Annotated in this window: 4 protein-coding genes; all 4 read right to left on the bottom strand. The window is 48.7% G+C overall.

Going from position 1 to position 12,205, the window contains the following annotated elements; translation table 11 throughout:
* Nucleotides 1-273: 273 nt before the first annotated feature.
* A complete protein-coding gene (locus AC3A8L_RS14695; protein ID WP_487963022.1) occupies nucleotides 274-2,271 on the bottom strand; it encodes an NHL repeat-containing protein in 1,998 nt (665 codons plus the stop codon).
* Nucleotides 2,272-2,295: 24 nt separating this feature from the next.
* Complete coding sequence (locus AC3A8L_RS14690; RefSeq protein WP_487963021.1) at nucleotides 2,296-3,486, bottom strand: cytochrome-c peroxidase; 1,191 nt, start codon at nucleotides 3,484-3,486, stop codon at nucleotides 2,296-2,298.
* Complete coding sequence (locus AC3A8L_RS14685; protein ID WP_487963020.1) at nucleotides 3,483-3,896, bottom strand: FixH family protein; 414 nt, start codon at nucleotides 3,894-3,896, stop codon at nucleotides 3,483-3,485. The genes AC3A8L_RS14690 and AC3A8L_RS14685 overlap by 4 nt, the downstream gene beginning before the upstream one ends.
* A gap of 412 nt (nucleotides 3,897-4,308) precedes the next feature.
* Nucleotides 4,309-11,556 carry a PKD domain-containing protein gene (locus tag AC3A8L_RS14680; protein WP_487963019.1) on the bottom strand — a complete coding sequence of 2,416 codons (7,248 nt, stop codon included), beginning with the start codon at nucleotides 11,554-11,556 and terminating at the stop codon, nucleotides 4,309-4,311.
* Nucleotides 11,557-12,205: the final 649 nt, after the last annotated feature.

Raw genomic sequence — 12,205 nt, 5'->3', positions numbered from 1 at the left:
AGCGTTACATGCCAAGGCATGCGCCCCTTTAAGCGCCTCGATAAGAAAGCCGATCCGATAACTGCTCCACGACATCTTGCTCCTGCAATGTCTAATAAGGGGCCTCCTTGCCCCGATGCGTTATTCTAATAACCTGCTTCCATGCAGGCCCTCTTCGCCTAATTGGACAAACTATTATTGCCTCGTCCCTAAACCTGTTGAGATGACACGCTTTGGGTATTGAAGCTGAGTAGCACCCAGCCTAATAAACAACAGAAAAACGTAATCGAATAATTATGGCGCAGGCTTTTCTTGGGTTGCGACATTACTGAGGAAAAGCTCTGGTGCGATATTCATTCCATGGCCAATGCCAAACGCACCCAGTAGCACGCCTTCATAATCAAAAATCTGGCCGCGGTTATTGCCGTAATCAATCACAAAAAGTCGTTGCTTAGCCGTATCGATTGCGACGCTTTTGGGCTTATAAAACTCGTTGAGTTTGCCGCCCCAATCGCCCCATTGCTTAAGCAGGTTTCCGTCAGCATCGAATTTTTTAATTTTTTGCGCTACGGAGTCAGCAATGTAAATGTTGGCTTTTTCATCCAATGCAATACCACTAGGGAAGACTAAGCGATCAACCTGCGGTAACCCTTTACGCCCTTCTACGGTACGTTCGCCTAAGGTGCGCTTAACCGCACTATCGCTATCGGTCACAACCACTTTGGGCCGATAAGTGTCTAACCAATAGAATTCATCGGCTTTTGCCTTCGCTGTAAAATTCAATACCGACGAAAAGATATTCAAGGTACCACTCACTAAGGTAGCTTGCGGTGTAATATCAAAATTTGCGTCTATCGTTTGTACTCGATGATTAAGCGTGTCCATCACCAAAACATCACCACTTGAACGCTTTACAAGAGTGCTCGGTTCATTAAATTCACCCATGCCATGCCCAAACTTGCCGTATGCCAATTTGAAAACAGCGGATAATATTTTATTATTTTTGTCGCGTTTCAAACTGAATATTTGTACACGGTGATTATGCGCATCACTCACATACAGTAAGTTTTTAGCGCGATCGACGGCAATACCGCTTGGGTTTTTAAATTTTCCTGCAACGCTGCCATACCCTCCAATCACTTCGACTAATCGCGGTTTATGGCTGCTGGCATCCAATAACAATACGGTGTGCTCCTCGGGATATAGCACCGCTAAAATATCGCCATCAACAGCCATCGCGCTACCGTATTGGAAACGTGTAACACCTTGCTCCCAACGGGCGGAATCTTCCATTGTGGAGGCGTGCAGTGTCGCATCTAAGGCATACGATTGGCATCGCACCAGTAAGGGCTGGCAAGCTACCTTGTATTTTCCGTTAGGCGATACCGCTAAAGATGCGGGGTAATGCAAGCGTATATCTAAGGGGTTCATTGTACTGGGCAAGTCGCCAAATACCGTTTCAAACTTACCCCCTGCACGAAACGCTTGAATGCGGTGATTACCCAATTCGGCGACATACAAAAGCCCTTGCGAATAGGCTAAACCGAAGGGCGTACTCAACTGTCCTGGTAACGAACCCCGGGCGCCCCAAGCGTTGTAAAACTTGCCATCACGGGAGAACTTTTTGATTTTATCGTTTTGGGAGTCGGCGACATAAAGATTGCCAAAGCCATCCGTTGCTAAGCCAACAGGCTGGTTAAACTGTGTATCGCCAGCACCGTACTCGCCAAAAGCGCGCACAAAATTTCCGTTCTTATTAAACACAACAATACGATTTTTACCGGTATCGGCCACATATACAAACTGCGCATCAACAGCAATGCCCGTAGGGTTAATTAATTGATTGTTGGCATAACCGTAACTGCCCCACTGCGCAATAAACCGGCCATTTTTATCAAAACGTTGAATGCGATGATTACCTGAATCCGCAATGTAAATATCTTCTTGCGCGTCTATTGCCAAACCTTTAGGTGCAACAAACATTCCGGCTTCTTTACCGATTTTGCCAAAGTACTTTAGCTCTTTTCCTTCTAGGTTAGATATCCGAACCTTGCTATCTTGAGAGTCCAATATATAAATTTTTGCACTGTCACTAATAGCCACCCCCATCGGTTCGATATAGCTGAATTGATTCGCCTGCGCACCCGATTCTATAAACGGGTACTGCGTTTCAGGAAACGTCATATTGGCTAAGTCTGCCGCGCCAACAATTGGGCAAGCCACTGCACTCTGGTTTACCAGTAACGTAATGGCCATTAATCCGGTCGATGCTAAACGTAAAATATTTTTCATAGGGGTATGACTATTTTTCTTCAGTTAATAGCTTGGGTTAAGCACTGTGCCAGACAAGCTTTTCAAAAAAGCCTCAAGGTCACTCATTTCTTGTTCGGTAAAGTTTAGCGGCGTTAGTAATGGGTTTTTATGATGATCGGGGGCTGCACGTTCAAAGCGGGAATAATGCTCAATAACATCCCGTAGAGTGGCCATACTGCCATCGTGCATATACGGTGCGGTTAAAGCGATGTTGCGCAGCGTGGGGGTTTTAAAGGCAGCCCATTGCGCTTCGTACTGCCGAATGTAGAGGGTCTTAACGGCGGTTGAATCATCGCTATAAACCCCTAGTGTATTCAAAGGGTTTTCTTTAAGGCCATTAATCGCCCCATAACGGCCACTATCTTGTGGGTTATTAACCGCCGCCATCAAGCGAATATTATGGAACTCGCCATCCGAAAAATTGGCCCCCGAATGGCACTGCACGCATCGCCCCTTACCCATAAAAACTTTTAACCCGCGCTGCTCGCTTAGCGTTAACTCATTGCGATGATCATTACCGTTAACAACGGCAGTCACGAAATCATCAAAGCGTGAATTAAACTGCACTAAATCCATTTCATACGCGGCTAGCGCTTTTCCAACATTCACTTTGAAACGATTTTTATCGATTTTAAAGTACGGTACATTGGGCAATAATGGCGTTGCAGAAAACACCTGATTGTAAGCGGTTAACAGGGTGGAATCTTTAACAAAAACACGGTGTATTTTCTGCCAATTACCCCCCATTTCTAATTTCGATTCTATAGGCCCTAGCGCTTGCAACCATAAACTATCGGCTCGACCATCATGAAAGAACCAGCGCTGCATACCCGCATTAATTAATGTTGGGGTATTGCGCCCACCCGTACTCAAGCCTACCGCCAAAGCCTTACCGTCGGCCAGTGATTGTGAAAAATCATGGCAGGTCGCGCAAGACACCTTACCGTTAGACGATAACCGCGGTTCAAAAAATAATTGCTGGCCTAGTTTTTTGGCTGCACGGTTGTTCGCGTATTGGTTGGTTGTGTCGGTAAACGGTAATGTAGGGGCTACAAAAGTGCGAACAATGCTCAACTCGCTTTCGGTTAGAATTTCGGAAGACGCTTCGATAGGCTTTTCGACAGGAACAGGCGCTTCAGCATAAACAACCGAAGTAGTGCCAAGCCACAGTAGCAACGCTAAACTTATTTTCACAATGACAGTGCCATTGGAATAATTTCTAGTTTTTTACCGTACTGTATTTCAATCGTTGCAACCCACTCGCCCGGCATTTGAAAAACGCTGCCTTTAACGGTGTACTCGCCGGGAATTTCGGTGGGCGTAAACTCCGGTGTAGAGCTCATACCGTGGCCATGTGCGGGCATATCGGCATAAAAATCAACACGGGTAATTTCATCTAAAGGTACACACGAATTTACAATGGCAAAATAAAAAGGGAAGTAGGCGTTCACCTTCATTTTATTTTTAATATTGGTTTCGATCGTGAAGCATGCGTTGCTACTCACGTACCGGTCTACCGCAAGGGTAGAGCTTTTGGGCGTATCGCCAGGCTTTTGACAGGCGCTTAGCGCCGCGATCAAAAAACATAAAAATAGAGTTTTCATAGAATCCAGTGTAGCCGTTATATTTCATAACCAAAGAAAGAGCTAAGGTAACTATTCAGGTGGGCTCGAAATCATGCCCACTCAAAAGGTGAACTGATTGTTTTCTGGGCATTCAAGCGTCAGGAACGCTTGCATAGCGGCCATGGATGGCTTGAGCGGCCCAGAAGATGATCAGTTTGCCGGCCTATTTCTGCATGGCTAAATAGTTACGAGCTAAGTATAAAGGATGCGGGCATTCACACGCACTTGTCGTAAATCAAACACTGTGTCCAGCAAAATAGCCCAAAAACAAGAAAGCCCAAAGCATCACACGCTCTACACGTCGATGGCTTTGGGCTACTGATTAAGCATCTATGGCAAGGCAAGCATTAGGAGCGAAGAAACAAACGCTCTTAATGCTTGCCTTCGCCCCTTACTCTACAAGAGTAAATTCCAACCAGTTCAGGTTAAAGGCACCTTGGCTCATGTTAATACGTACAACGTGCTCGCCGGCCGCAACGGTAAATTCACCCAGGTTATGGGTTTCCCAACCTTGCCAGCCACCGGTTGCACCGACGTTGTCGCTTGCAATCAACTCGCCATCAATAACAACAGTATAGGCGCCGCCACCCGGCATAGAAGCCACACGGGTCGCTAGGGCATAAGTCCCTGCCGATAATGTCACGTTATATTCTAGCCATTCGCCTGCAGCCGTCCAGCCTATGTTGAAACCACCGCCAGCATCCGCTGCCGCTTCAATATCGACATTATCAGCGCGGTAAGCATTACCCGAGTTACCCGCCGAGGTGTCCATATAATTAACATAGTCTTCGGCCTCAACACGCTGTTGCGCTACAACGCTACAGCCCGTTGCATCAACGGTATCGCCAGTTGGCGTCTGCGGACAAGCATCGTTCACGTCGGCTATACCGTCGTTATCGCCATCGCTAACCACTAAACAACCATTAGCATCGACTGTTTCACCAGGCGCGCTATTTGGGCAAAGGTCCAATATATCGATAACGCCATCACCATCGGTATCCGGCAATGCACAACCGTTGTTATCGACTAGCGTATTCGCAGGAGTGTTTTCACACTGATCTAGCTCATCGCTAACGCCGTCGTTATCGCTATCGCTGATAGGCACACAACCGGTTTCATCAACAGCAGCATTCACCGCGCTATTCAAGCATTGATCAAGATCATCGGTCACACCATCGCGGTCGTTATCCACAACCAAATCGACAGCTATAAACTCAAACCAATTGATATTAAAGTTACCGCCAGTAATGTTAATGCGTAACACATGCTCGCCGTCCGTAACATCGAATTCACCGGCATTCGAGGTAACCCAACCCTGCCAGCCACCGGTATTGCCAACGGTATCCGTCAGAACAACCTGGCCATCAATCAACACGCTGTAAGCACCTGTAGCCATCGCCGAGGCAACGCGCGTACTTAAGGCATAACGCCCTTGCGAGAAGTTCACGGTGTACTCTAGCCATTCGCCAGCGGCAATCCAGCCCACGTTAAAGCCTGCGCCTACATCTGCGGCAGCTTCTACATCTACATTGTCGTTACGGTAAGCGTTGCCTTCGTTGCCCGCCGTTGTATCGTTAAAGCCTTCGTAATCTTCGGCCTCAACAAACACACCGTTAATTAAGGCACAGCCGTTAACGTCAACATCTACGCCCACGGTTACACAGTTGTCACGGTCATCTGGCACGCCATCATTATCGGTGTCGAGCACGGTATTAAGCTCGGCCAATACTGTCACGCTGTCGGCAGAAGTCGCTTCGCCATCGTTTACGGTTAGCTCGAAGGTGTAACTTGCTTCGCTGGCTGGCGTGAAACTGGCACTCACGGTAGTGGCATTTGCCAATACCACAGTTGGGCCGGCGGTTTGCGCCCAGCTAAAGCTTAAGGCGTTCGGGCCTGCATCGGCATCGTTAGAGGCACTGCCGTTTAAGGTGGCGACGTCGCCAACGGTTACCGTTTGGCTGTTGCCGGCATTCGCGACTGGCGCAATATTCGCCGCCGCTTCTACTACGATAGCTACGCTATCCACCGATGCGGCTTCGCCATCATTTACGGTAAGCGCAAAGGTATAGCTCGCAGCACTTGCCGGCGTGAAGCTAGCACTCACACTTGTGGCATTCGCCAACACAACAGCAGGGCCAGCGGTTTGTACCCAGCTAAAGCTTAAGGCATTCGGGCCAGCATCGGCATCGCTAGAGGCAGCGCCATTTAAAGTTACGGTATCGCCAGCGGTTACAGTTTGGCCATTACCCGCGTTGGCCACAGGGGCAACATTCGGCAAGGCTTCCACAACAACATCAACGCTATCCGATGCTACAGCTTCGCCATCACTAACAGTAAGCTCGAAGGTATAACTTGCGGCACTTGCCGGTGTGAAACTAGCACTCACGGTGGTGGCATTCGCCAATACCACAGTAGGACCAGTGGTTTGCACCCAGCTAAAACTTAAGGCATTCGGGCCAGCGTCAGCATCGCTAGAGGCAGCACCATTTAAGGTAACCGCATCACCAACGGTTGCGGCTTGACTGTTACCCGCATTGGCCACGGGGGCAACGTTCGCTACTGCATTAACATTTATGATGACGCTATCCAGTACAGATGCCGCTTCACCATCGTTTACCACAAGATCAAAACCGTAAACACCCACAGCATCAGGCGTAAAGCTTGGCGTAGCGGTGTTGGCATTCGCTAACACAACCACGGTGCCCGCCGTTTGTACCCAGCTAAAGGTTAAGGCCGCAGGACCGGTATCCGCATCGCTAGAGGCTGTACCATCTAAAGAAACTTGTGTATCAACAACAACGGTTTGATCTGCTCCGGCATTGGCAACAGGCGCTACATTCGGCACTTGCGCTACCGTAATGGTTACACGGCTTTGATCCAGAAAACCCAGAATAATAGCTTCGCGCTCTGGCAAGAATACATCGAGCATTGCGGGCTTCACGGTAAAGCGTTGGCCATCGGGGCCGGCTTCTTCGTTAATGCTTAAAAACTCAACAAGTTGCGTAGCGGTCTCTAACACTAGCGGCGCACCTAACGTATCGGTGTGCTGGTTATGGCAACCGCCACACGACAAGGTATGTACACGGTTCAAGACATTTTCAGGTGTTAAAAAAGAGCCCACTGTATCCAGTTGATCTTGAATAGCCGCCACAAAGTTAGCTGATGCGAAATCTGCTACGCTTTCTGCCGGTGTGAGCGGGGAATGCTGACGCCCCAAGTAAACACTTTCGGGAAGCCCAATCGATAATGATGAAATGGTATCGGCTAACAGCTGCTGACCCGGCGTTTGTAGCGATGCAATAACCGCACCTTGGAATGCTTGCGCTTCAGGGAAGCCCGCAACATCACCGGCTAGCTCGGGGAACGGTACATTTTCAAGCGGTGCTTGCCTCATATTAAAGGTACACGTTGGCGCACAGTTTTCGGCCGTTTCATTATGAAACTGCATAAAGACCCAGTTACTGGTTTGGTCAACGCGGGCATTTAAGCGCAATGAACCAGAACCATTATTGGAACCTAAAAAGTGATCGGCCTGTATCGCAGGGTCAAAACCTTCAACACCCTCAAAGTAGAAAGCGTAAAGCGCAGCGGCACGCACATTAACATCGCGCTCGTGCGTTAGCCTTTCCCAGTAATCCACAATCGGACGACAAGCTTCTAATCCTAGCTGTGGATTAGGGTTAGGCATTTTGGCTTCAAAGATGAAGAAGTTAACACGCGGTTCAAAAATATTATTGCCCGCAAACGCGATGCGGTATTCACCACAATTAGCACCATCGGCAGGGGCTAAATCGAATCGGTTCAGCAACGCAATCGGCTGGTAATAGCTCAGCTCAATATTGTTGTTCGCTTCAAAAATATCCAAAGCCGTTCCGGCATCACTACAGAAGTCTGGCGTGTTGCTATTATCTTGCTGCGGGAAACCATTAAAGTCATCACAGCTTTGGCGCTGGTTCGCTAAATCTACAATAATGTCGGCTGGAGTTTGGCTTTGGTCAAAGCTGTCGTCCAAGATTTTTTGTAAAACATCTTGCATTGTAAACTGCGCAAGAATCGCTTTATCCGTTACCAAAAGTGAACGGCTAGCGTCTAGGGCGCGGTCCGTCGAATTTAACTCGCCATCATTCACAACTAAACCAAAGGTGTATTCGCCCTCTTGCTCAGCGGTAAAGCTTGGCGCAACCGTATTGGCATTTTGCAGGGTTACCACAGGGCCACTTAATTGCGTCCAGCTAAAGCTTAATGCGGGTGAAGTAGAATCGGGATCGAAAGAACCACCACCATCCAATACCACGATGCTGTCTAAGTCTTGCGCTTGCGCATTACCGGCATACGCGATAGGTGCAATGTTGGGAATCGGTAATACGTCCACGGTTACGGTATCCACAAGCGATACCAAATCACCATCAAAAACGAATAAAGAAAACACATAACTCGTCGCTTCAGTCGCTGTAAAGCTTGGCGCCGAAGAAACGCTTATATCAAGATCCACAATCGGACCACTGACTTGATCCCATGTGAATTCAAGCGCTAGAGGGCCGCTATCGGGGTCAATTGAGTTTGAGCCATCTAAAACGATGACATCACCCAGATAAGCCACCTTATCAGCACCGGCATTGGCCATAGGTGCGATGTTGGCATCGTTAACCGTGATGATGACGGTATCCAAAACAGAGTTCACTTCGCCATCACTTACAACCAAGCCAAACACATACGAACCGGAAGCCGCTGGGGTAAAGCTAGGGCTCGCAACGTCTGTTGCACTTAAAGTCGCGCTAGGGCCACCTTGTAAAGTCCACAAATACGTTAAAGCTTCCGGGCCATTATCAACATCGTTCGACAAAGAACCATCAAGTATAATGGTGTCGCCAACGGTGGCTAGGCGGTCGGTGCCGGCACGCGCTACTGGCTGCTCGTTGGGTACAACACCAACCACCACCAATACTTCGTCCAGCGTAGAATCTAGCTCGCCATCATTCACCACCAAATTGAAAACATAATTACCCGCTTGCGAAGGTGTGAAGCTCGGCGCTGCGCTTGCATCATTATTCAATGTGGTTACGGGGCCGGCGGTTTGGCTCCAAAAATACGTTAGTGCGGCTGGGCCGTTGTCTGCATCTTGCGATGCCGAACCATCAAGCGTAAACAAAGCATCAACAAAACCGCTCTGGTCTTCACCGGCATTGGCCTGCGGTGCGGTATTTACAACAACACCGCTGCGTAAAAAGACATTGTCGAACCAAACATCATTAACGCCAGCATCGCCCATATAAAAGCCGATTTTGACATTGTCATCGTTCGCACCTTGCACCCACTCATACGTAAAATGCTGCATGCCCTGGGTTTCGGTAATGGTGACGTCTTCAATCATGTACTTGGTGTAGTCGCCACCGTTGTGCTCAACAATTAACGCAAAGTCGCGCGGCCCTAAATCGGTACGGGCATCAAAATCTAGGGTGTAAGTTTCGCCTTCAATAAGTTCTAGCGCTTGGAATAATTGTATCGTCCAAAAGGCCTCGCCCTCGGCATCAATGGCCACGTGTAGCTCGCCGTTTTCAACCGTAAACTGCGCCGCTGCCGCTTGGTAGGCCGCCGTCGTCCAGCCATCTAGGCCAGCTTCAAAATCGCCGTTATCCAGCATGTTAATCGCATCGATAACAGTAATAGTTACTTGGTCGGTATCCACTAAAGCGCCATCAGAAACACTTAAGGTATAAATATAAGTGCCTGCCGCTGTAACCGCTTCCAGCAGTATCGGTGTTGTGCCAACCAAGGCACCGTTTAAAGACCACTCATAAGTGAGTAACTGGCCATCAATATCGTTAGAAGCCGTGCCATCAAGCGTAAAGTTAACATTCACGGCCGCTAATTGATCGGCACCGGCAACAGCGTTTGGCGGGTTTTGCCCAGGTTGCGCTGTCATTACAACAAGCGGCGCACTTTGGTCAGAAACGTTACCAAACAAATCAAGCGCAGACACGGTAAAGCTGTACGGCGTAGCGCTGAGCAAGCCATCAATGGTTGCTGTAGTCCCTTCAACATTCGCAACATATGTACCGTTGCGATAAACGTCGTAAGACGCAACAGCGATATTATCGAGCGATGCATTCCAAGATAGTGTGACCGTGGTGGGGGTAACGTCAGCACTGATTAAAGCGGTCGGTACTGTAGGAGCTTCAGCATCACCAAATCGAACCATCTTCGAAACCGATGGCACGCCATCCGCCAAAACAAACAACATGTAATAACCAGGCTGCGCAGCATTAGGATCTTGCGGAGCCGTTACCGATAAGCCGTTAGCGGTGACCGTGAAGTCCAGCTTGTTGATGGATTGTGTCTGGTTAAAGCCGTGAGTGGTAGCGCCTAAGCGAATGAAGTTAACCGCCGTAATCGCTTCGGGGTTATTCATTTCAACATCAAATGTTTGCGCAAAAGACACCGCTTCAGGGGCATCGATAATAACGGGGCGCGGGCCATTAAAGAGGTAAGGCGGCGAGTAAATCTCTAAGTTGGGGTTATCCACACCACCATCAGCCGATGGACGACCACCACCACCAATTTGCACGCGGCCATCAGGCAGTAATACCGCCGTAGAATGGTAAACACGCGAATTCGTTTGCGGTGCCATTTCGCTCCAAACATTGGTCGCAGGATCCCAAATTTCGGCGATACGGACTGAATCTGCTCCGTTGTTAAAGCCCGGCGAAGCCGTTCCCCCTGTAACCAGTACAGTACCATCTGCCAGCAAAGTCGCCACCAAATGACGACGCGCGTGATTCATCGGTGCAACATATTGCCACTGTGGGTTTGCATCGTTCAGGTTGATCACTTCAGCCGTTGCAGTTGGTGGCTGCTCGCCACCACCCACAGTCATAATCTGGCCTTCGTCAAACATAACGGTAGAACTGTAACCCCGGAAGCCATTACCGCCGCCATTCCAGTTCATATCGGGGCCGCGCGTCCACTGGCCTGTACCGGCGGTATCCAGGAACCAAGAATCACGATCTGGGCCAGCTTTAAAAACACGACCATCGGGCGCAACAAACATGCGCGGGTAAAAGTCGATACCCATTGGCGCAGCTTCTTCGGCATTCACCAAGTTGCGCCACGTTTTACTTTGCAGCTCCCATATTTGAGGCAGCAAATTTTTATTCGCATAAGAATCGATGGCACCATTCAGTACCAACACATCGCCATTGGGCAAAATGGTGTTGGTGGAATACCATCGACCGGCATTCATTTTAGGGATGGTATCGTCCCAGGTATCAGTGAAGGGGTCATAGATAGTTGCGCGCGCCTCACCAATGGCATCGCCGCCATCTTGCCCGCCCTGAATAAAGATTCGGCCATCCGGCAACACCGAATGCCCCGAGCAAAACAAGTCATACGGCGGGAAAGTTGGCGTAGTCAACTCAAGTGTCAGCGGATCCCAGATGCGAATTTCATCAACAACCGGCGCCCCCTGGCCACCCTCCTCGTAAGTTAATACCTTGCCCGTAGGCATCAATATCATATGTACGGCAATAATATCGCCGTCGTACAAGGGGCTCCATTCACCCGCAATTTCCGGCCCATCAAACGGGCCGGCATTTGCAACACGAACCAAGGCCGCAAGGGCAAGTCCACATAAAGTTTTCACTGCTATTTGCATAAAAATTATATCTCACGTATTAAATCTGGGTGGCTGCTTTCAGTGGCCAGGTAACTAACACAACGCTCACCGCCAACAACAAAACCTATTTCGAACAGCGCTCACAAAAGCGCCGATAGCGCCATGCTGGGGCGAACCCGTAAAGCTTGGCTGCGTCTCATAATTTATGGAAAACCACAAAACAATGTCGACAACGTTTACAAAACACTCAAAAAAGGCTTTATATGCCAGAGTGTTAGCAATTAACTATCCAATTATTGTGTTTTCCATTTTTGAGACGATATTTCTCATTATTGAAATAAAAATTACGGCAGGACGCACTTTTTTATCGACAAAGCTCAATCGCCAGCACCAAAAAAACATCTCACCGCTAAAAAAGTGCGCCATAACGAAAAGATTCACACGGTAAATAACTGAGCCCTTATCTACCCACAATTATCCAGAAGGCCTAAGTTCAATCAGGCATCACCCCGGTATATCCCATTCACGGAATAGCCACTAAGCCAGATACTCATCCACCCATACGGCAGTAGCGTAGTATCATCAGCCCCCACATAAGCCACCCAACAATGAAACCCATGACCTTAGGGCCGAGGAAAAAATACTTTATCCAATAATACTTGCCTCCTACTTCCTC

The organism is Marinagarivorans sp. (assembly GCF_982758155.1).
Note: the sequence above shows the minus strand (reverse complement) of the source record. Positions and strands in the feature narration are given on the sequence as shown.

Bases quoted from the DNA above. Each gene is read 5' to 3' on its own strand.
- AC3A8L_RS14695 (WP_487963022.1), bottom strand. From the start codon at position 2,271: ATGAAAAATATTTTACGTTTAGCATCGACCGGATTAATGGCCATTACG.
- AC3A8L_RS14685 (WP_487963020.1), bottom strand. From the start codon at position 3,896: ATGAAAACTCTATTTTTATGTTTTTTGATCGCGGCGCTAAGCGCCTGT.